This is a genomic window from Bacillus sp. 522_BSPC, from assembly GCF_001076885.1.
Taxonomy (GTDB): domain Bacteria; phylum Bacillota; class Bacilli; order Bacillales; family Cytobacillaceae; genus Niallia; species Niallia hominis.
In genome coordinates, this window is record NZ_JVDT01000078.1 from 16,883 (window position 1) to 36,616 (window position 19,734).

Sequence of the window (19,734 nt, forward strand, 5' to 3'; positions counted from 1 at the left end):
TTTCCTTCACTACGTTATGATTAACTTACCTTGCATAGTTGGATTCTCACGACCTCCACAGCATATATCACAATAAAATTCATATTCTCCAGGTTCATTGACTTTTATCTTAATTGTTTTGGTAGATTCAGGAGACAATTTATAATCAAAATCTAGTTCATCGCTAGCAAATTGATGCCATCCACCACCATCGGAATGTGCTGAGTTGTCTGGATTTATTAATTGAAGGGTTATCTCTTCTCCTGCTTTAGCCTCAATAGTTGATGGAGTAAAACCTGCCATGGAAACTTCTATACGAGTCCCTTTTTCATCCTCTTGATTTGCCATGCTTTTAGTAATACTCAATATTAATGGAATAAGTGCGGCTATGATAATTAGTATAAATGTGAATTCTAACAAATATTTTCTAGCTTGCTTTTTTTTTACTTTCGTCATTTTTTATCCCCACTATAGATAGAATTTTTGTTTTTTTGCAGTGAAACTATTTAACATTCCTTGATAAATGAATTTAAATAAAAGATTCTATTTAATACAAACGATTAAACTTTTATACGTTATTTTGTATTTTTTAAAAAAATTCCGTTTGATCTTAATAAGTTCTTAAAAAAATCGTCTAGAATCACATTCCAGACGATTTTTAAAAATAGAGATTCTCCTATTATTTATATTGTTATTAGCTTATTAATGACAATGATGATGGTGCTCATGGTGTTTTTGATGATCTTTACCTTTACCGCAGCAATGGTCATCGTCATGATGCTTATCATGTTGATGCTCATTTTTCTCAGTCTGTTTTTCCTCTTCGCAACAACATTTTTCTTCTTTTTTTACATTTTTATCTAACATAAAATCTCCTCCTAGATTCCTTATTTACAATGTTATTCTAATTTAACTTCCTTAGTATCAGCTGAAATGAATATAAGAATAACCTAAGAATTAAACTGTCTTAGATTATATAAGTTTTCAAAAATCACTCAATTTTGATAGAAATGAAAGACTGGATATCTTGCTCAGGTCAAGTCTTCAATTAATATGAAATAGGAAAATTAATGTTTTATAATAAGAGGAAGACAGAATCAAAATCAAAAAATTCTAATTAATCATAAATTTTCCTACTTCGTATTAATTCTCGTCCTATATTTAATTGTAGAAAATACTTCATCATTGGAGGAGTCACAATGGTTGTAATAATAACTACAACTATGATAATAGCAAACAAACCTTGTGTAATTAGATTTGATTCTAAACCAATTGCTGCTACTATTAATGCTACCTCTCCACGAGATACCATTGCTGAACCTATTCCCATTGAGTTATTCCAACCAAATCCAGCTAATTTAGCACCTGTACCTGCACCAATAAATTTTGTTAATATAGCTAAAATACTTAACAATATTATTGGAGTTAGATTATCAAGAATACCAACAAACTGAGCTGAAATACCAATGAATGTAAAGAATACAGGAACAAAGATTGAAGAACTTATCGTTTCAACTTTTTCAAATATTTCATGTTTATAACCTGTTACACTTATCGCTACACCAGCTATATAAGCCCCAATGATATTGGCGACCCCCGTGTATTCTGCGACAAAAGCAAAAACAAAGCAGATAAATAAAGCAGCCGTAATAACAGGCTCACTGACTTTTAACAATACGAATTTCTTCATGAACCAAGGAACAACTTTCCAAGCAATCAAAATAGCTCCTCCAAAAAATAATACTTTCTTTAAAATGACTGTAGTTAAAGAAACTTCTCCACCTGCAAAACTCATTAAGAATGCTAAAACAATCATAACAACAACATCATCAATAACAGCAGCCCCTAAAATTGTGGTTCCCTCAGGTGTTTTTAGTTGGTTCATTTCTTTAAGTGCTTGAACCGAAATACTTACACTTGTAGCAGAAAGCATAATGCCTAAAAACCAAGATTGGTACGAGGTTAGGTCCATCATTATCCCTGCAAAATAACCTAAAACAAGAGGGACCAGAATTCCTCCAAAACCGACGTATGCAGATGCTTTGCCAGATCGTTTAAATTCATCTATATCTGTTTCTAATCCTGCTGTAAACATAAGTAGAATTACACCAATTTGACTAAATGCTGATAAGGTATCAGTCGCACTTATTAATCCAAAAACAGATGGTCCTATTAGAATACCAACTATGATTTCTCCCAAAACGGATGGCTGACCAAATTTTACGCTTAAACTTCCTGCAAGTTTGGCTGCCAATATAATTATAGCTAATTGAAGTACTAACAATATCCCTCCACCTCTCAAAATGTATATCTAGTATAAAATAAAAAAGGATCCATCATCTAAGGACATAATTATCCCTTGATGACAGACTCCTCCAAAGTTTTTCTATATTATTATTAAACAAAGAATTAATCGTATGCTTTTTTATACTATTTTAACAACGTTTAACTAGAATCTTGTTTATATTACGAGCTGTTTTAACAAATATTTCTCAAAATCTGAGCTAATCTCCTCCTATCAAAATCTAAATGTATATTTCATAATAATCGTCTTTCCTTAGAAATAGATGAAATGAATATAAGAATTACTTAAGAAATTAATAGTTTAAAATTAAACTTCTAAACTTGAACTAAATAATAGATTACGAGGGATACGGCCATCATGATCAAAACAAACAATCCAGTTTTTAGATACTCGTTGGTGTTAATTACATTTTCTTGATTGATAAGTTTATGCTTCTTTCGGTATTTTACTAGAATAAATGCAATGATGATTCCTATTAAACTCATCACATGGCTTACACTAAAAGGACCAAAAACCATTGGGTTTACTCTAGTAAACTCCACAATGCCACGAATAACTAAAAATCCGATTAAATAATGAATAAACACTTGACCTGAATAAGAAGGCTTCTTTAAACGCAACCATAGATACCCAAATAATAAATAGTCTAATAAAAATTCATAGGCTTGGGCAGGATGAAGGTATTCACCATACTTCTCCACTCCCCAAGGTAATGCACTTGAGATTGGTCCGCCAAATACATCACAGCCTATTCGGCTAATTCCTTGAGCTATTATTAATGCTGGAGCTACAATATCTAATGTTTCCCAAATAGGTATTTTGTGACGCTTTAAAAACCAGTAACCAACTAATAATCCCCCTAAAATTCCACCATGAATAGAAAGTCCACCCTCCGTTATATGGAGTATTTTAATAGGATTGGCAAAATAATAGGATGGATTATACACTAATATATAAGTTATTCGGGCTCCAATAATCCCCCCGATTAATGAATAAATAGCTATGTCCATCAAAACCTTATGATCAAGCCCTTTTCTTTTGGCTTCTCTTGTAAAAATATAAATGCCAACTGATGCACCTACCGCTATCATTAAACCAAAAAAGTAAAACGTTAACGGACCTATACTAAATAAAGGTATCATGTATTTTCCTCATTTCTAATGTATCGTCTAGTAGTTTTTTGAAAAAAGCATAACTTCTAACTTGTTAACTATCATAAAAGCAAAAAGTGAATTTTTTATCGAGAAAATGTGTATAAAATTTTAACATTGTAAAATAAACGATTCATTTTGATGAGATTGTTATAAAAATTTACACAAAAAGTATTTATTAATCCTAAATTTCTGCATATTAATTGATTATTATACTTTTGAAACATCTGCTTTTATCCCTAACAGAAGAATAGGCGCTTTCCCCTAGCTCCTATTCTTCCCTATATCAAGTTTTTAAGAGGTTTCATAATTACTTTACAGAAATCAAATCCTTTTAAAATAGTTCCTAAATTAAATAACTTAAGCTGGTATAAGATTAAAAATCTTTTAAAAAACAAAATGAAGAAATATTTTACATCATTTTTAATGGAAAGGGTGAAAATTTTATGGAAATGACGTCTGTTGAAAAGTGTCAGGGTCAGAACCAGCAGATGGCTTCTAGATCATCTAGGATGAAAGCATTGGATCAAACAGAAGGAAAGATTGATTACAGCAATAAAAGCAACAAGTTGTTAGAAGAGGCTAGTACTAAAGCTCTAGAACAAGCAGCACAACCTTACCTAGGTGGTAATATTGATATAAAAGGATAGTGAGAGAGCTCAATTATACTGATTTTCTTTCATTTTTATTAAGAAGAGTACAAATTTCGTACTCTTCTTTCAATTATTTTTAATCAAATATCCCCTGTTCCTTAATAGTCCAAAGCTTTTCTAAGCGTTTCGATATTTTTTTCCATTATAGAAATATAATCCTCATTTTTTTTAATATCTTCTTCATTTAAGGCCTCTAAATTGTGCAGAGTTAGTGTTTCTGCCCCAATTTCTTTTTTAAGTACCTCAGCTACCTTATTTTCCACATTTTGCTCAAAAAGTATATATTTAATTTCTTGTTTTTTTGCAGCTTTAATGATTTCTTCTAATTGCTTTTGCGAAGGTTCATTGCTTGGGGAAAGTCCGCTAATTCCTATTTGTTCCAAACCATATGCATCCTCCCAATATCCGAAAGCAGAATGAGCCACAATATAATTCTTATTGGAAGATTCTCTGACCATTTTCTTAAAGGATAAATCCAATATTTCTAGTTCTTCTTTCAGCTTTTTAAAGTTTTCTTCAAAATACTCCTCTTGTTCTGGCTTTATTTCAATAAATACATTTTTAATATTTTCGGCAAGTTGGATAGCTCTATTAGGATCAAGCCATACATGTGGGTCGACATCCCCTTTTACCGCCTTTTCTTTCACTATGATTCCGTTTGAGTCTATTAAAGCAACACCTTCGGATGCTTTTACTATTTTTGTCTGTTCATTTTTAACAGCTTCAATAACAGCATCCGTAAAACCTTCAATTCCGGTTCCTAAATAAACAAAGGCATCTCCCTCAGATATTTTAACCATTGTTTTGGTGGAGGGTTCAAAGGAATGCGCATCGGAACCAGTTGGGACAATGTTTTCTACCTGTACATATTTACCGCCTATTTTCTCTGAGAAATCTTGAAGTGGAAAAATGGTGGTATAGATATTAAGTTTCTCTTTTCCGATACCACTTTCATTTCTAGATAATGATTGGCTGCAGCCTGTTAGGACTAAAAATACAAATAAAATAGAAATAATGACAACGATATACTTTTTCATAAATTTCTCCTTAACTTTAAATAGTAATTATTACGATTTACAACTTATAATCAATTCAACTATCAAAATATAATCAATAAATATGCAAAAAGTATTGAGAAATAAAAAATTTATTTAAAAAAGTTCCTTTCAAACCAAATTTAGAGACTCTAAAATATTTCTGTATTGCTATAATTAATATAGTTATATACTATCTTTTTATTAAATTTGAAAATCAGCAAGGTTGGTTTAAGTTATTGTACTGTTTTTCATAATATAGGGAACTTTCATTCAGAAAAGAATGAATTACATTATTTCAGGGGTAAAAATATCCAATGTGAAACCAAAGAAGTTGTTGAATGACAATTGTATCGGAGGAATGAAACAATGTTCTATTTAGTTCCAATAATGCTAGAAAAGGTTGGAATTATCGTTATTGTTGCCTATGTTCTTTCTCAAATGAATTCATTTCGCCAGCTTTTTCAACATGAGCATAAAACGAGTGAAAAAGTTATGCTTTTACTACTTTTTGGTGCATTTGGAGTAATTAGTAATTATACAGGAATAGAAATTCATCATAATATCATTAACAAAGCTGAGTGGAATTACGAACTAGACTCCGAAAGCGCTTTAGCAAATACAAGAGTAATGGGAGTAGTCATTGGAGGTCTGCTTGGTGGACCTATGGTTGGTATCGGCGCTGGGATGATTGCAGGTGTCCACCGTTATACATTGGGTGGATTTACAGCATTTTCTTGTGCTATTTCAACCATTTTGGCAGGAACCGTAGCAGGATATTTAGGGAAAGTACGAAAACAGAAGAAAAAAAAGATTACTTCCACATTTGCTGTAACTGTTGGTATGGCATTAGAAACGGTTCAGATGCTCATCATTCTTGTTACTGCCAAACCGTTTGAACAAGCATGGCAACTCGTGCAGATTATTGGTTTACCCATGATTTTCGTTAACGGTTTTGGAACGCTATTGTTCATGTTTATGATCCAATCGATCAAACGCGATCACGAGCGTACACGTGCCAATCAAACGAACCATGCATTTTATATAGCAGAACAGACACTCCCTTTCTTTCGTGAAGGACTTAATACTAATTCGTGTAAGGAAATATCAAAAATTATGCTGAAGCTGACAGACGCAGATGCTGTTGCAATAACCGATCATCAAAAAATATTATCGCATGTCGGCGCTGCTTCCGATCACCATATTCCTCTTGCAAAACCTGAAACTCTTTTAACAAAAAGAGTGCTCGAATACAGAAAGATCTTAGTTGCAAGAACGAAAGCAGAAATCTCCTGTATTCATAGTAACTGCCCTTTAGAAGCTGCCATTGTACTACCATTAAAGGTGAAAAATAATATGGTTGGGACTTTAAAAATGTACTATACCGATCCTGAAAAGCTTAATCAGGTACAGCAACAATTAGCAGAAGGTCTTGCTAATTTGTTCTCTACACAATTGGAACTTGCAGAAGCGGAAAGACAAACGAAGCTATTAAAAGATGCTGAAATTAAAGCATTACAAGCACAGATTCATCCTCACTTTTTATTTAATAGCATTAATACAATTTCTGTACTCTGCCGTACTGATGCAGATAAGGCTCGTAAATTGTTACTAGAGCTAAGTTCCTTTTTTCGAGGAAATCTACAAGGAGCAAGGCAGATGCTTATCCCTTTGGAGAAAGACTTAGAAAATGTAAAAGCGTATATTTCGTTAGAGCAAACACGATTTCCAAATAAATATCAAATAGATTATCTCATTGAACCCAATCTTAAAAAGGTACTTATTCCACCTTTCATGTTACAACCTTTAGTTGAAAACGCCATTCATTACGGGTTCCCGGGAAGTAAAAATAGAGGAATTATTCAAATTCGTATCTTCTCTGAAAATAGTCGTTTAATCATTATTGTAAAGGATAATGGAATAGGGATACCGAATGACAAGATTGATGTCCTCGGAAAAAAAATAGTAAGCTCTAAAAAAGGAAATGGTACAGCTATCTTTAACATAAATGAACGACTCAAAGGAATTTATGGTAGCCAAGCAAGTTTAGTTATAAAAAGTCAAGTGGGTAATGGAACAAACATAACTATTTCGATCCCTTCCGAAAATAAAGGAGTGTTTGATCAAGATGCTAACAGCGTATATAGTGGATGATGAACCTTTAGCAAGAGATGAATTAAAATATTTATTAAATAGAAGCAAAGAAGTAAAAATATTAGGGGAAGGAGATTGTATCGAGGATGCAGAGATGGAAGTCGCTACATTAAAACCCGATATTGTTTTTGTAGATATTGAACTTGCTGAAGATAATGGATTGACTTTAGCAAAGCAGTTACAAACCTTTGATCCCTCCCCCATAGTTGTTTTTGCCACGGCCTATGACGAATATGCACTGCAAGCTTTTGAGTTAAATGCGCTAGATTATGTTTTAAAACCCTTCGATGAAGCACGTATTCAAAAAACATTAGATAAAATTAAACAATTGCAAAGCCTTGGGAATAAAGATCTTTCTACCAATCCTTATATTAAAAACGATAGAAATGAAAAAATACCTATTCTTGTAGATGATAGAATAATCTTATTAAACTATGATGAAATTCTTTATATAGAATCCTTTGAGAAAAAGTGTTTGATTAAAACATCGGTACAGGAATTTAAAGTTAATGATACGCTTGTCGTAATGGAAAAGAAGTTAAATAAAGCTCCGTTTCTACGTGTTCATCGAAGCTACCTTGTCAATTTAGATCATATTGCGGAAATCGATCCTTGGTTTAATTCAACATATAATTTAATCATGAAGGATAACTCTAAAGTTCCAGTTAGTAGAACCTATGTAAAAGAATTGAAAAAGTGTCTTGGTTTGTAAAATCATTTATAAATTGTATTTCATCTTTTCATTATTGCTTTTCATCCTGTTATTTGTGTAATTTAGTTTGAAAAATGAAATATCCCCGTTTTCATTTGTAAAATGAAATTAAGCCAAATAATAAAGGAGAATGATGAAATGAATGCGATTACAATTGTAATAGGTGCTCTCTGTATCTTGGCCATTGCTTATCGATTATATGGTACTTTTATGACTGCTAAAGTTTTAAAAGTTACCGAAGATGAAACAAAACCGACTCCAGCTCATAGAATGGAAGACGGTCAAAACTATGTTCCAACGAATAAATGGGTTGCGTTTGGACACCATTTTGCGGCAATCGCTGCTGCAGGTCCATTAGTTGGTCCAATTTTAGCAGCACAGTTCGGTTATTTACCAGGCTTAATATGGCTATTAGTAGGGGCGGTAATCGGTGGTGCTGTTCATGACTTAGTCGTACTTTTTGCATCTATGCGAAGAGATGGAAAATCTTTATCAGAAGTAGCCAAGGATGAACTTGGTCCTGTCGCAGGGTTTTGTGCTGGTTTAGCAATGTTATTTATCATTATTATTACGATGGCAGGTCTATCATTAGTAGTCTTGGGCGCACTAGAAAGAAACCCATGGGGAACCTTTGCTGTAGGTATGACGATTCCAATCGCAATGGGTGTTGGTTTATATTATAAAAAGACAGGAAACTTAAAACTTGCATCTACTGTCGGTTTTCTTCTTATAATGGTTGCTGTCGCTATTGGGCCTTACCTGCAAGGTACATGGCTTGGTGATTTTTTAACACTTGAAAAAAGCACTCTAGCAATAGCACTTCCAACCTATGCATTTTTTGCCGCAGTTTTACCTGTCTGGTTATTACTGGCACCACGGGATTATTTAAGTACTTTTATGAAAATTGGTGTGTTTGGTGCATTGATAATTGGGGTTTTTATTGTAAATCCAACTGTTCAATTTCCGGCATTAACAGAATTTATTAATGGTGGAGGTCCAATTGTTGCCGGTCCAGTTTGGCCGTTCATTTCTATTACCATTGCTTGTGGAGCAATTTCGGGTTTCCATGCATTTATTGGTTCAGGTACTACACCAAAGATGATTAATCGTTGGAAGGATATTAAACCTGTTGCATTTGGGGCTATGCTTGTTGAGTGTGTAGTAGGTGTCATGGCTTTAATAGCAGCTATCTCCATGCAGCCAGGAGATTACTTTGCTATCAATTCAACACCAGAGGCATATGAAACACTGGGAATGCAAACCGTCGAATTAGATACTTTAGAAGGACAAGTTCAACAGGACCTTAATGGGAGAACGGGCGGTGCAGTAACGTTAGCTGCAGGAATGACATATATCTTCACAGAATTTCCAGCTTTTGAAAAAATCGCTTCTTATTTTTACCAGTTCATCATATTATTTGAGGCTGTCTTTATCTTAACAGCTATTGATGCTGGGACACGGGTTGCCCGTTACTTGATACAAGACTTTTTTGGAAACTTTATTAAACCGTTAAAAAAGACGGACTCATTAGTAGCAAATCTTATTGCTAGTGCTCTTGCCTCCTTCTTCTGGGGTTATCTACTTTTCTCCGGAGACATAAGTTCTGTTTGGGCACTTTTCGGAGTTTCCAACCAATTAATGGCTTCGATTGGTTTAATTATTGGTGCAACAGTGATTCTTAAAATAGCCAACAAGCGATGGTACATGCTTACATGCTTAATCCCTCTTGCATACCTATTTGTAACTGTTATGGTTGGTGGATATTGGATGGTGACGAATGTCTACTTGAATACTGAAAGTGCTGGATATAACGTAATAAATGGAATACTTTCAATAGTTATGTTGATCCTTGGTATAATAATATTGGTTGCAGCTATCAAGAAGTGGATTGCATTATGGAAAATTCCACAGGTGGAATTAGTAAAACAATCAGAAGCAGAAGTAGCATAAAAAACAGCACCCATTCACACAAGTGATTTGGGTGCTGTTTTTTTTATCCTATTGAATCTTTGCAGAAATAGATTTTAAAAAGCTTACACCTGATATTTTTAATGTGAGTTTTTCTTTACTGTATAAGAAATTTTGTATATAGATTGTAAGATTTCCTATTTTTAATAGTTTATATTGTTCAAACGTTTTAGGTTCCCCTGGAATTGCAACTAATTCTTGAACACATGGTGCACAGCAAGCATCGACTTCTAACATTTTTACTGTTAGTTGATTTCCTTTAGATTCAATCCACTTTTTTGATTCTTCGTCTATTTCCACATGCATTCACCAATCCCTCCTTTTCTACCTGGCAATCCATATTATATATATTAATTTAGTATACGAATTTAAAAATGAACTATTTTAAGATTGAAATTTGATAGACTAAAAATTGGTATAGAAAGTTTCATTAGAAATAAAAGAATTATTGGGTACAAACGACTTTTACCATCCCCTGCTTGCACCGCCACCGCCTGAGGAACCGCCGCCACCACCTCTAGGACCATCCCCTCCGCCTCTTCCTCCTCGTGAGAGGATAGAAAGAAGAATATGAGTAAGGACTCCTCCAAAAAACTTAAAATCTAAATACAATACTACCACAACAATAATGATCAATAACCATGAGGGAATCCCAATCCCCTCATCTTCTCTAAGCTCTTGAGTTGGCTGCTCGACTTGTTGTTTTTCTCCTTCAATAACGTATTCAGCCAATACCTCACTTGCTAGCACCTTATATGTTTCAATTATAGCACGATTTATCTCATTCTTTTGTAAGTATGGGATTGTAATTTCATCAAGAATCCTACCAACTTTCCCATCTGGTAGTCTACCCTCTAAACCGTAACCAACTTCAATTCTTAATGGTCTTTCATCACTACCTGATGATGGATTCATCCCAATAACCATTAATATTCCATTATCCTCTTCTTCATTGCCAATTTTGTATTGACGGAATACCTCATTTGCAAATTCCTCAATCGATTGATCACCAATTGATTCTACGGTTAGGACAGAAATTTGTGCGGTTGTTTTTTCCTCAACATTACTTCCAATCCTTCCTACCTCTATTTTTTCTTGCTCAGTTAAAACACCTGCAAAATCTTGTACATATATATCTCCAATAGGATCTGGAATTTGGGGCATCTCAGCAAATGATTTCCCAGCAAAAAGAAAAATGGTGAATAATAGCATCAAAATACTGAAGATCCGTTTACTCCTCATTATTCTTTGCCTTCAAAGTCAAACTTTGGTGCTTGTTGTGCACTAGGGTCAGCTTCAAAATATTCCTTTTCTTCAAAACCTATTACATTCGCCACAATCACCCCAGGAAAGCTTTTTACTTTTTTGTTATATTCTGCAACACGTTCGTTATAATCCTTTCGAGCAACAGAAATTCTATTTTCTGTACCAGATAATTCATCCATTAATTGAGAAAATTGCTGATCCGCTTTTAAATCGGGATAATTTTCCACTACAACTAGTAATCTACTTAAAGCACCAGATAATTCATTATTAGCTGTTGCTTCTTCTTTTGGGGAATTGGCATCTGCTAACCTAGCGCGGGCATTTGATATTTCTGTTAGTACGTCTTCTTCATGTGCGGCATATCCTTGAACCGTATTAACAAGGTTTGGGATTAAGTCAAGTCTCCTTTGTAACTGATTTTCAATTTGAGCATACGATTGATCTACATTTTCCTCCAAATCAATAAAACTATTATAGTTAGGTACAATCAAAGCACCTAAAATTAGTATTACCGTTGCTATTATTCCGAATACCAAGAAACTTTTTTTCACTTATACAGACTCCTTTCTATCAATTGGTTTTTTTATTTCAGTGGGATTATCTAGGTCTGCACATAATGGAAATATAAATTGACATCTATGATAACCATATTGATGATCATTGCATTCATGAGTACTATATTTAAGTTGATAGTGCAAACCATATGGATAGCCTACCTCATCTAAATTTTCCCCTCTAGTTAACCATAAATCTAGTTTATTTGAATATTTCCATTGTCCTTTTTCAAACTTATGCCTAATAAGAAGCAAATGATCGTCTCCTCTCATTTTTGATATAGATCTTTTATCTCATTTTATATAGGAAATCTGAACTCAAGATTAATTAGATATGAGAATTTCTTAAGAATCGAAAAAATGCTATGCTTTTTTGAATAAAAAGTGCAAATTAATATTTCTTAATAACAATACTAATTTATTTCGTATCTATATTATCCAATTATCACCCGATAAATTTTGATTGCTCCAATGAACTTTAGACTTTTTATTTTAAAAAGGAAAATATCTTATTTAATTAAAATCCCTTAGGAATGTGAACAAATTGTGAATCTATTATTTCTCCATTGATACTTCATATTTTCTCCATATTTATTATTTATTCTTATTACTGTGATAAAAGTTTTATTTAATTAATGGAAAGGAGAGATTTTTATGAGTTGTTGTGGTGGTGGTCATAATCATTCTAGTAATGATAAACATTCAAAAAAGGATTCTTTAATGGCATCGATTTGGCCCTGGATAATTGGTTTTGTTGTAATTGGAGGGCTCATTTATTTCATTGATTAAAAAATAAGGAGAGGTTTGAAAATATGTCAATAAAACTTAATCGTCCAAAAGTAGTTAATAATATCACAGAATTAATAGGTAATACCCCTCTTGTTCAACTTAATAGAATTAGTAATGAAACAGGGACAGAAGTTTTGGCAAAATTGGAATATTTTAATCCTTTAGGAAGTGTGAAAGATCGCATTGGTTTGGCCATGATCGAAGCAGCAGAAGAAGAAGGGCTAATTAATAAAGATACGGTTATTATTGAACCAACTAGTGGAAATACCGGAATTGCTCTAGCTTATATCTCTGCTGTAAAAGGCTATCGCTGTATTCTTGTTATGCCGGAAACAATGAGCATAGAACGCCGTAAATTATTAAAAGCATTTGGGGCAGAACTTGTGCTAACGGAAGGTGCAAAAGGCATGAAAGGAGCGATTGAAAAAGCTAATAAACTAGCAGAAGATATTCAAAATTCCTTTATTCCTCAACAATTTAATAACCCTGCAAATCCTGAGATTCATCGAAAAACAACAGCAGTTGAAATTTGGAATGATACAGAAGGAGATGTTGATATTGTAATTAGTGGTGTTGGTACTGGAGGAACCATTACCGGAATTTCAGAGGTTCTAAAGAAACGTAAGCCATCTCTCCTTTCTATTGTGGTTGAGCCCGAATCTTCCCCTGTTTTATCTGGCGGAAACTCAGGAGCACATAAAATTCAAGGAATTGGAGCTGGTTTTATTCCTAATGTCTTAAATACAGAGATTTATGATGAAATTATAAAAATCTCTAATGAGGACGCTTTTGAAGCATCCAGACGTGTAGCAAAAGAAGAGGGTATTTTGGTCGGGATCTCATCTGGTGCTGCCATTGCTGCAGCTTATCAAGTAGCAGCCCGTTCTGAAAATAAAGGTAAAACAATAGTAGTGATTCTCCCTGATACAGGTGAAAGATACCTATCAACCGCTTTGTTCCAAGACTAGTTACAATATGAAAAAGAAGAGGTTAGACTCACCTAAGGGGAAGTATTAAGAGTCGACCTCTTCTTTTACTATCCATACATTATATTTTAAAAATTAATGGAGGCTGCCACATGACTGAAGATAAAAATCATTCGAATCCTAAAAAAGAAAGAACCTTCCTAAAAGCAGTTGGTTCTGTATTATTTGCCATTATAGCTTCCTCTCATCATTGGATTCATACTCTACTGATAGCGTTAGGCCTAACTACGTTAGGTACAAGTTTATTGGCAATGCCACCATCCATTAGACTAGTGTTTTTGGTTATCTCATTGGCTTTGTCTATATGGTTTCTACGAGTTGCAAAGAAGAAATGGTCAAAAGACCGCCCTGCAGCGTGGGTTTATCTGATCTCATCTATAATTTCAATCATTCTTGTCATAACAGCAATACCTGATACCATTACAAGTTTAAATCAACCAGACCCAGTCCAACAACAGGATCAACAACAACAACCTAAAGAAGAACCACTACAGGATCAACAAGAGGAGCACGAAGGTCATCATAATTAATTTCAAGAAGGGCTGTATCAAATTTGGCGTAATGCTTTAGTGATACAGCCCTTTCCTTTATAAAATGAAACTTCATTCTAAAATTATGTTTTAGGTTAAAAACCTTATTAACGAGAACATCAGTGTAATGAAAACGATACTAACAAAGAAATAACCGTATCCCTTGAAGTTCTCTTTTCTCATTGTTTTGTAATACTCTTTATAATTAATTTCTCCTTTTGCAAACCTTAATCCATTATAATCAGGTTTAACAGAATAATAATTCCCTTTTTTATCTTCCAGAATGATTTTTGTAATAAAATCTTTTCCATTCCATTGTTCATCATGTAATCGCAGTTTTAAATCGTTTCCTTCTGAATCTTCTGCTCTTACCACTTTGTAAAATGAATTATTTTGGATCTCTTTACTCATTTTATAAGCTTGTTGTTCCATAAAATTATTTGAAATACACACATTTATCAACTCACTTAAACTATAATTGTTCATAAATTTCATATTTATTCCCTACATAATTATATTCTATGCTGGATTCCCGCTAACCTCTTCTGCTTTCCAATAATATTCACCAAATACTTCAGCAAAGGCTTCAATAGAACGATTGAGTTCTTCCATGTTATTTTCGACACCACCAAATTCTAGTAACATAGATTTATTAGTAAGGTCCTGATTATATACACCATTTCCCTCATCCTTTCCTTTTACAAATACTCCTCTACTTATTCCAGGGTATTTTTCTTCTAATTTTTGATGTAATTCTTTTGCAAGATGTAAATTTTCTTCATAATTTTTATTTTCTTTTCCTACCACAAAAAACAATCTAGCAAATGGCTTTCCATTTATCATTGTAGTAGTAATCTCTTTAGGCTGTGAATCTCTATGAATATCTATTAAATAGTTTATCGATTTTTCGGTTGCTAAGGCTTCTTGTACTAAACCTCTTGAAAGATCGTAAGAATGATTATAATTCCAATTCTTTTTCTTTAGCTCCTCCGTTACATTTGCTTTACTTTGACTTGTACCTATCCCCCTTTTTATTAATTCCTCTTGAAGCCTCTTACCAACTGCAATAATATTTTTATCTTCATTAATACTAACAGCTTCATCTGGGTTATTAACACCACTTAAGAAGGGTATAAACGCTTCCCAACTATGTGAATGATATACAAATACTCCATTTTCCCCTGGCGTAGTGGGAAATTCTTGTTTATTATTTGGATTTGGCTCAGAAACTGGTTTTTTCTCTGATTCTTCGATTTCCTTTAATAATACCTCTAGTGGAGGAGCAGACTCAACAGGTATATTAGTTAAATTGGTTCCATTTCCTGCCACTGCTATTTCTGTATGATAAGAGGAAAATCCAGGTAGTTCTCGACCTAAAAACGTTTGAATATCGTCTGGTCATATATTCGTCATTGTAGTAAATAGAATTTTTGGGATAGAAATTTGCCAGCTATTCTCTTTATCTGTCATAGCCTTAAGTTGTCCAATTTCACCCGCCATCAATGAGAGAAAAAAATCAGAAGAAATTCCTTCACTTGTAGAATGAATGAAAGTTGAAGTGAATTTGTGCTTAAAATCCAAAAAGTTTACAGTGAACACTATACCAAATATTGATATAAATAGAATCATAACGATCGAATGAAGTTGAATAAAAAAGGTAATCTTCCTTACTCTTTTCTCTCATATTATTACACCTCTTAAATTTGAATGTCTTCTATTTTATGAAAAGAAAAGAACAGAAAGACTAGTAAAATCCTATTATTTTAATAGAGTACATCCTTCATTCAGAAAATAAAGTTGTAAACATCGATAAGGGTGAGCAATTTTAAAGTGTACCTGATTCCTTTCTTTCCCAACTTATTGGCATGTCCAATCACAAATAAACATATTATATAGCATGTAAAAAGGAGGCGAAATAATTGAATTTCTTTCATTACTTTGTCATGTTAACTCTTTGCCTTATTTTCATAACAGCTATAGCAATGTCTCTTTTCTTTAGAAGTAGATTAAGAGGGATGTCAAGTATGATACTCTCTATGGCAATTGGTACGAGTATAGGATTAACCGTTGGGGTCTTTTTCGGATCACTATTTCAAGGGAACCTTTTTCATTCCACACTTTACTCTGTTTTAATAGGCATTTTTGTAGGAGCTGCTTTAGGGGGGATATTTGGAATCCTTCCTTCACTTGAAGGTTCTATGGGTGGACTAATGGGTGGTATGATGGGAGCCATGCTTGGGGAGATGATTACCTATGATCAATCAATTATTATGGTAAACCTACTTCTGGCCCTTACTGTTAGTAGTCTGTTTTTATTTCCTATTTTATCAGGTTCCTCTAATAAAGGAGAAAAAATCCAAACCAAAAAATGGATTTTCAAACCACTTTTTATCTTGTTTTTCTTATCATCTTACTTACTTATTGGAAGTCAATTAGATAAACAAATGTTATCTAAATCTAATTCATCTCAACAACAAATTCACCATTTAAACAATAAAAGTGATTTGGTAAAAAAGGAAAATACATCACTTGAATGGACTATTAAGGTATTACCCTCCCAGTTTTCATATAACCCATCAGAAGTGACCCTAAAGAAAGGGGAAAAGGTATCACTTATCCTTAAAAATGAAGATAATATCGAGCATGATATTGAAATTAAGGATATTTTATTTTCTGGAAAGGAATCAATAAACCATCGGAACCATATGAACAATAATACTAACCTTCATTTGCATGCACCTGCCAAAAAACAAACAAAATTAACCTTTACCCCTCTAGAACAAGGAACTTATGAATTTTACTGTACTCTTCCCGGTCATAAGGAAAATGGCATGGTGGGGCTTTTGATAATATCATAGGGTATAACAGTAGCATAATAACAAAATTAGTGTTTTGTGTTCAGTATTTACTTTTAATTTGTTAAATTGGTAGCATCCTTATAAATAAACTTCTATAGGCAGTTATTACTTGAATGAATCACTTAAGAACAAGCAAAAGGTTTTCCGAAAAATAAATGATTCCCTTTCTATTCAAGTCTATGGGATGAACCGATAAATCGATTTTCCCATAGACTTCATCGTTTCTTCATTAGGAACCCCAATAAGTTATCGTATCAAAAATACCCAAAACCAACATTATCACTCCCGCAAACCTTTGAACTATTAATCCTATTTTTCTTCCTTTCTTCATTAATTTTCCACTTAATTCAAAATACCAAATAAAAAATGCAGCAAGTATTAAAGGTAAAGAAGTACCCAAGGCAAAAACGCCTGGAAGAACAATCCCGTAAGAAACAGATAAGGACATTGGCATTAAGGTAATAAAAAACAATACAAACATGGTTGGACAGAACCCAAGTGTAAAACTAACTCCCATTAAAAAGGCGCCTATTTTTCCACTTTTCATTAATCTTTCTGGGATACTTCCTAAGGTAATAGATTTATAGAATTTAATAATGCCAAGCATAAAAAGGCCAATTAGTATTAATATCGGTCCAACTATTTTTCTAAACCACGGAAAATAGAGAGCAAGAATAGATTTTACTTCATTTCCTAACACCCATATGATTATCCCAAGAGTGGTAAAGACTACAACTTTTCCAAGTATAAAAAAAAGAATTTCACTCCAAGCCATTCGTTTCTGTATAGATTTATTTCCATATAACGTAATAGCTCCTAAGTTTCCTGTGAATTGACAAGGTGTTAAGGCTCCAACAAGTCCTAAAACTAAGGCAAATAAAATCGGAATCCCTTCCGTACTGCTTATCAAATTATAGAATGGTTGGCTAAGTACATAACTGATTTGACTAAAGAACTCATACATTTATTATCCCCCTATCCCTAAAATTCCAATGACCCTTTTGTTCGTTAGATATATTAATGATTTAAATTCCTATTATCCAAAAATCAATCATTAAATGCTAGTTTACTATTTATTTTTGCAGAAATTATGAGTAACTGAAATTTTTCTGAAGGTTTAAACAAATTCATTTAAATTACCACTTTTGGGAATTTCGTCTAGATTGAACCACTCTAACGGAAATCCGAGCACTTGTCACTGAAAAAGGGAGCCAAAATCGAGGAGTAAGGATAAAAAAATGTTAAATAGAAAATTTAGTTTATTTTGGGTTTATTCAGTAATCCTTTTAAAACAAGATACTATTTTTATATAAAAAATACGCCATAATATACAGTGGTACTGTCAATATTTTTGTGTAAATGACTTTTCAACTTCTCAAGGTAGATGATCACCTTCGTATTCAAATAGATTTGTTCGAAGTGTTGATTTGGGTGTCTAGGAAAGGGCTAGCCCTTTCCTAGACACCCAAATTTCGCGCTGGCACGTCCCGGTTAGTTTGTCGGTTCATGTAGCTGCTCAAACATCTCTTCCAACTCTGCACGTGCCTGATTGAAGCCGATGTGACAGCGTGAGGCGAAACGTTGATTGTAGTCCTCGAACTGCGTCACTAAAAAACGTTCCAGTGATTCTTCGTTCGGAAACTGTTCCTTGCGCTTTGTATATTTTTTGATTTGCTTATTGAACGACTCAATTAAATTGGTCGAGTAGATGCTTCGCCAAATTGCTTTTGGAAACTGATAAAACGTCAGTAAATACGGGTTATTTAGTAAGCCTTGTGTAACTTTTTTGTACGATTTGCTCCATTTCTCGCAGAACTGCCCAAGTGCTAGCTCAGCTGCTTCGGCGTCCTTTGCCTGGTGAATCATTTTAAAATCTTCGCAGACTTCCTTGCGATCCTCTACGCGTACTTTATGCATAATATTGCGACCGACATGAACTAAACAGACTTGATATTTTGCTTTTGGAAACACAGTGAAAACAGCGTCTGCCATGCCTTTTAAGCCGTCTGATACGAATAATAAGACGTCTTCTACACCACGGTCTTTCAGCTCTTCTAGTAGCTCTTGCCAGTTGTAAGCAGACTCTGTTGGGGCAATCGTATAAGCGAGTACCTCTTTAGAGCCGTCTTCGCGAATACCAACAGCGATATAGACAGCTTCTTTGGACACCGTATCACGACGCACGGCAATATACGTCGCATCTAAATACACGCATACGTAACGATTATGCAACGAACGGTTGTTAAATGCATCGACTGTTTCTGAAACCGCTTTTGTCATATTCGAAATCGTTTGAGGCGTATAGTGATGGCCGTACATTTTTTCGATTAACTGGGCAATTTCAGCCATCGTAATGCCTTTTTTAAACAGGTGAATCACCGTATCTTCAAGCGTATCATTCGAACGCTTATACGGAGCCACGGTCTGTTGTTTGAACTCACCATTGCGATCACGTGGAATTTGAATGGCTAAATCGCCGTACTCTGTGTGAAGCGTACGCGAATAAGACCCATTGCGTGAGTTGCCTGAATTAAAGCCAATACGGTCATATTTTTCATAATCTAGAAATTCCGTTAACTCTGTCACAAGTAGCGAGTTGATCGCCATTTCCAAGTGCGAACGAAAAACCTCGGTAATATCTTGTTTTTTTACTAGTGCATCGATAATTTCTGTTGTAAACTGATTCATAGGGAAGACCTCTTTTCTAGGATTGGTTGTGGTGACTTAATTCTACCAAGAGAAGGTCTTCCTTTTTACATGGAAATTTTCATTTACACAAAATATTTTATACTCTC

At 33.8% G+C, this 19,734-nt stretch carries 21 protein-coding genes; 8 read left to right on the forward strand and 13 right to left on the reverse strand.

Going from position 1 to position 19,734, the window contains the following annotated elements:
- Nucleotides 1-9: 9 nt before the first annotated feature.
- The 4 genes from ADJ83_RS06025 to lgt all read right to left on the reverse strand — a co-directional run bounded on the left by ADJ83_RS06025 (nt 10) and on the right by lgt (nt 3,426).
- Nucleotides 10-435 carry a cupredoxin domain-containing protein gene (locus tag ADJ83_RS06025; protein ID WP_048717233.1) on the reverse strand — a complete coding sequence of 142 codons (426 nt, stop codon included), beginning with the start codon at nt 433-435 and terminating at the stop codon, nt 10-12.
- Nucleotides 436-681: 246 nt separating this feature from the next.
- Nucleotides 682-846, reverse strand: a complete 165-nt coding sequence (locus ADJ83_RS25495) for a hypothetical protein (protein WP_155986779.1) — start codon at nt 844-846, stop codon at nt 682-684.
- Between the two features lie 250 nt (nt 847-1,096).
- Nucleotides 1,097-2,263: a cation:proton antiporter gene (locus tag ADJ83_RS06030; protein WP_031539159.1), complete on the reverse strand. Its 1,167-nt coding sequence runs from the start codon at nt 2,261-2,263 to the stop codon at nt 1,097-1,099.
- Between the two features lie 335 nt (nt 2,264-2,598).
- Nucleotides 2,599-3,426, reverse strand: a complete 828-nt coding sequence (gene lgt, locus ADJ83_RS06035) for a prolipoprotein diacylglyceryl transferase (protein WP_031539488.1) — start codon at nt 3,424-3,426, stop codon at nt 2,599-2,601.
- Nucleotides 3,427-3,956: 530 nt separating this feature from the next.
- Here lgt and ADJ83_RS26470 point away from each other — a divergent pair.
- Complete coding sequence (locus ADJ83_RS26470) at nt 3,957-4,085, forward strand: hypothetical protein (protein WP_275044147.1); 129 nt, start codon at nt 3,957-3,959, stop codon at nt 4,083-4,085.
- A gap of 101 nt (nt 4,086-4,186) precedes the next feature.
- Here ADJ83_RS26470 and ADJ83_RS06045 read toward each other — a convergent pair whose 3' ends face one another.
- Nucleotides 4,187-5,125 (reverse strand): metal ABC transporter solute-binding protein, Zn/Mn family, encoded by a 939-nt coding sequence (locus tag ADJ83_RS06045; protein WP_031539484.1) that lies wholly within the window; start codon nt 5,123-5,125, stop codon nt 4,187-4,189.
- A 366-nt stretch (nt 5,126-5,491) separates the two neighbouring features.
- Between ADJ83_RS06045 and ADJ83_RS06050 the strand changes: the two genes are divergently transcribed.
- From ADJ83_RS06050 to ADJ83_RS06060, 3 genes are all read left to right on the forward strand, one after another.
- The gene (locus ADJ83_RS06050) at nt 5,492-7,276 is read left to right on the forward strand and encodes a sensor histidine kinase (protein ID WP_031539482.1); all 1,785 of its coding nucleotides are present in this window, start codon (nt 5,492-5,494) and stop codon (nt 7,274-7,276) included.
- Nucleotides 7,251-7,988 carry a LytR/AlgR family response regulator transcription factor gene (locus tag ADJ83_RS06055; protein ID WP_031539480.1) on the forward strand — a complete coding sequence of 246 codons (738 nt, stop codon included), beginning with the start codon at nt 7,251-7,253 and terminating at the stop codon, nt 7,986-7,988. Before ADJ83_RS06050 ends, ADJ83_RS06055 begins: the two co-directional genes overlap by 26 nt.
- Before the next feature lie 138 nt (nt 7,989-8,126).
- Nucleotides 8,127-9,938, forward strand: a complete 1,812-nt coding sequence (locus ADJ83_RS06060; protein ID WP_031539478.1) for a carbon starvation protein A — start codon at nt 8,127-8,129, stop codon at nt 9,936-9,938.
- 48 nt (nt 9,939-9,986) lie between these two features.
- Here the strand turns inward: ADJ83_RS06060 and ADJ83_RS06065 are convergent, their stop codons facing one another.
- The 4 genes from ADJ83_RS06065 to ADJ83_RS25965 all read right to left on the reverse strand — a co-directional run bounded on the left by ADJ83_RS06065 (nt 9,987) and on the right by ADJ83_RS25965 (nt 12,031).
- Nucleotides 9,987-10,262, reverse strand: coding sequence for a CC/Se motif family (seleno)protein (locus tag ADJ83_RS06065; RefSeq protein ID WP_031539477.1), 276 nt, complete (start codon nt 10,260-10,262; stop codon nt 9,987-9,989).
- A gap of 159 nt (nt 10,263-10,421) precedes the next feature.
- Nucleotides 10,422-11,198, reverse strand: a complete 777-nt coding sequence (locus tag ADJ83_RS06070) for a TPM domain-containing protein (RefSeq protein WP_031539475.1) — start codon at nt 11,196-11,198, stop codon at nt 10,422-10,424.
- A complete protein-coding gene (locus ADJ83_RS06075; RefSeq protein WP_031539473.1) occupies nt 11,198-11,773 on the reverse strand; it encodes a LemA family protein in 576 nt (191 codons plus the stop codon). The genes ADJ83_RS06070 and ADJ83_RS06075 overlap by 1 nt, the downstream gene beginning before the upstream one ends.
- Nucleotides 11,774-12,031 carry a hypothetical protein gene (locus tag ADJ83_RS25965; protein ID WP_031539470.1) on the reverse strand — a complete coding sequence of 86 codons (258 nt, stop codon included), beginning with the start codon at nt 12,029-12,031 and terminating at the stop codon, nt 11,774-11,776.
- 399 nt (nt 12,032-12,430) lie between these two features.
- Here ADJ83_RS25965 and ADJ83_RS26475 point away from each other — a divergent pair, with 399 nt between their 5' ends.
- From ADJ83_RS26475 to ADJ83_RS06090, 3 genes are all read left to right on the forward strand, one after another.
- On the forward strand, nt 12,431-12,565 hold the full coding sequence (locus ADJ83_RS26475) for a hypothetical protein (RefSeq protein ID WP_269320390.1): 135 nt from the start codon (nt 12,431-12,433) through the stop codon (nt 12,563-12,565).
- Nucleotides 12,566-12,588: 23 nt separating this feature from the next.
- Entirely contained in the window at nt 12,589-13,533 is a 945-nt protein-coding gene (cysK, locus tag ADJ83_RS06085) for a cysteine synthase A (protein WP_031539467.1), read from the forward strand.
- A 110-nt stretch (nt 13,534-13,643) separates the two neighbouring features.
- Complete coding sequence (locus tag ADJ83_RS06090; protein WP_031539466.1) at nt 13,644-14,081, forward strand: hypothetical protein; 438 nt, start codon at nt 13,644-13,646, stop codon at nt 14,079-14,081.
- 90 nt (nt 14,082-14,171) lie between these two features.
- Here ADJ83_RS06090 and ADJ83_RS06095 read toward each other — a convergent pair whose 3' ends face one another.
- Nucleotides 14,172-14,576, reverse strand: coding sequence for a hypothetical protein (locus ADJ83_RS06095; protein WP_048717239.1), 405 nt, complete (start codon nt 14,574-14,576; stop codon nt 14,172-14,174).
- Between the two features lie 24 nt (nt 14,577-14,600).
- On the reverse strand, nt 14,601-15,470 hold the full coding sequence (spoIIP, locus tag ADJ83_RS06100; RefSeq protein ID WP_269320391.1) for a stage II sporulation protein P: 870 nt from the start codon (nt 15,468-15,470) through the stop codon (nt 14,601-14,603).
- A gap of 821 nt (nt 15,471-16,291) precedes the next feature.
- Between spoIIP and ADJ83_RS06105 the strand changes: the two genes are divergently transcribed.
- Nucleotides 16,292-16,939, forward strand: coding sequence for a cupredoxin domain-containing protein (locus tag ADJ83_RS06105; RefSeq protein ID WP_231512597.1), 648 nt, complete (start codon nt 16,292-16,294; stop codon nt 16,937-16,939).
- A gap of 229 nt (nt 16,940-17,168) precedes the next feature.
- Here ADJ83_RS06105 and ADJ83_RS06110 read toward each other — a convergent pair whose 3' ends face one another.
- Entirely contained in the window at nt 17,169-17,903 is a 735-nt protein-coding gene (locus tag ADJ83_RS06110; protein WP_031539461.1) for a sulfite exporter TauE/SafE family protein, read from the reverse strand.
- A gap of 527 nt (nt 17,904-18,430) precedes the next feature.
- On the reverse strand, nt 18,431-19,627 hold the full coding sequence (locus ADJ83_RS06115) for an IS256 family transposase (protein ID WP_031540362.1): 1,197 nt from the start codon (nt 19,625-19,627) through the stop codon (nt 18,431-18,433).
- Nucleotides 19,628-19,734: the final 107 nt, after the last annotated feature.

Bases quoted from the DNA above. Each gene is read 5' to 3' on its own strand.
- ADJ83_RS06070 (WP_031539475.1), bottom strand. From the start codon at position 11,198: ATGAGGAGTAAACGGATCTTCAGTATTTTGATGCTATTATTCACCATT.
- ADJ83_RS06110 (WP_031539461.1), bottom strand. From the start codon at position 17,903: ATGTATGAGTTCTTTAGTCAAATCAGTTATGTACTTAGCCAACCATTC.
- ADJ83_RS25495 (WP_155986779.1), bottom strand. From the start codon at position 846: ATGTTAGATAAAAATGTAAAAAAAGAAGAAAAATGTTGTTGCGAAGAG.
- ADJ83_RS06105 (WP_231512597.1), top strand. From the start codon at position 16,292: ATGGGTGGTATGATGGGAGCCATGCTTGGGGAGATGATTACCTATGAT.
- ADJ83_RS06055 (WP_031539480.1), top strand. From the start codon at position 7,251: ATGCTAACAGCGTATATAGTGGATGATGAACCTTTAGCAAGAGATGAA.
- ADJ83_RS06090 (WP_031539466.1), top strand. From the start codon at position 13,644: ATGACTGAAGATAAAAATCATTCGAATCCTAAAAAAGAAAGAACCTTC.
- ADJ83_RS06115 (WP_031540362.1), bottom strand. From the start codon at position 19,627: ATGAATCAGTTTACAACAGAAATTATCGATGCACTAGTAAAAAAACAA.
- ADJ83_RS06025 (WP_048717233.1), bottom strand. From the start codon at position 435: ATGACGAAAGTAAAAAAAAAGCAAGCTAGAAAATATTTGTTAGAATTC.
- lgt (WP_031539488.1), bottom strand. From the start codon at position 3,426: ATGATACCTTTATTTAGTATAGGTCCGTTAACGTTTTACTTTTTTGGT.
- ADJ83_RS06050 (WP_031539482.1), top strand. From the start codon at position 5,492: ATGTTCTATTTAGTTCCAATAATGCTAGAAAAGGTTGGAATTATCGTT.
- ADJ83_RS06045 (WP_031539484.1), bottom strand. From the start codon at position 5,125: ATGAAAAAGTATATCGTTGTCATTATTTCTATTTTATTTGTATTTTTA.
- cysK (WP_031539467.1), top strand. From the start codon at position 12,589: ATGTCAATAAAACTTAATCGTCCAAAAGTAGTTAATAATATCACAGAA.
- ADJ83_RS06060 (WP_031539478.1), top strand. From the start codon at position 8,127: ATGAATGCGATTACAATTGTAATAGGTGCTCTCTGTATCTTGGCCATT.
- ADJ83_RS06095 (WP_048717239.1), bottom strand. From the start codon at position 14,576: ATGAAATTTATGAACAATTATAGTTTAAGTGAGTTGATAAATGTGTGT.
- ADJ83_RS26475 (WP_269320390.1), top strand. From the start codon at position 12,431: ATGAGTTGTTGTGGTGGTGGTCATAATCATTCTAGTAATGATAAACAT.
- ADJ83_RS06065 (WP_031539477.1), bottom strand. From the start codon at position 10,262: ATGCATGTGGAAATAGACGAAGAATCAAAAAAGTGGATTGAATCTAAA.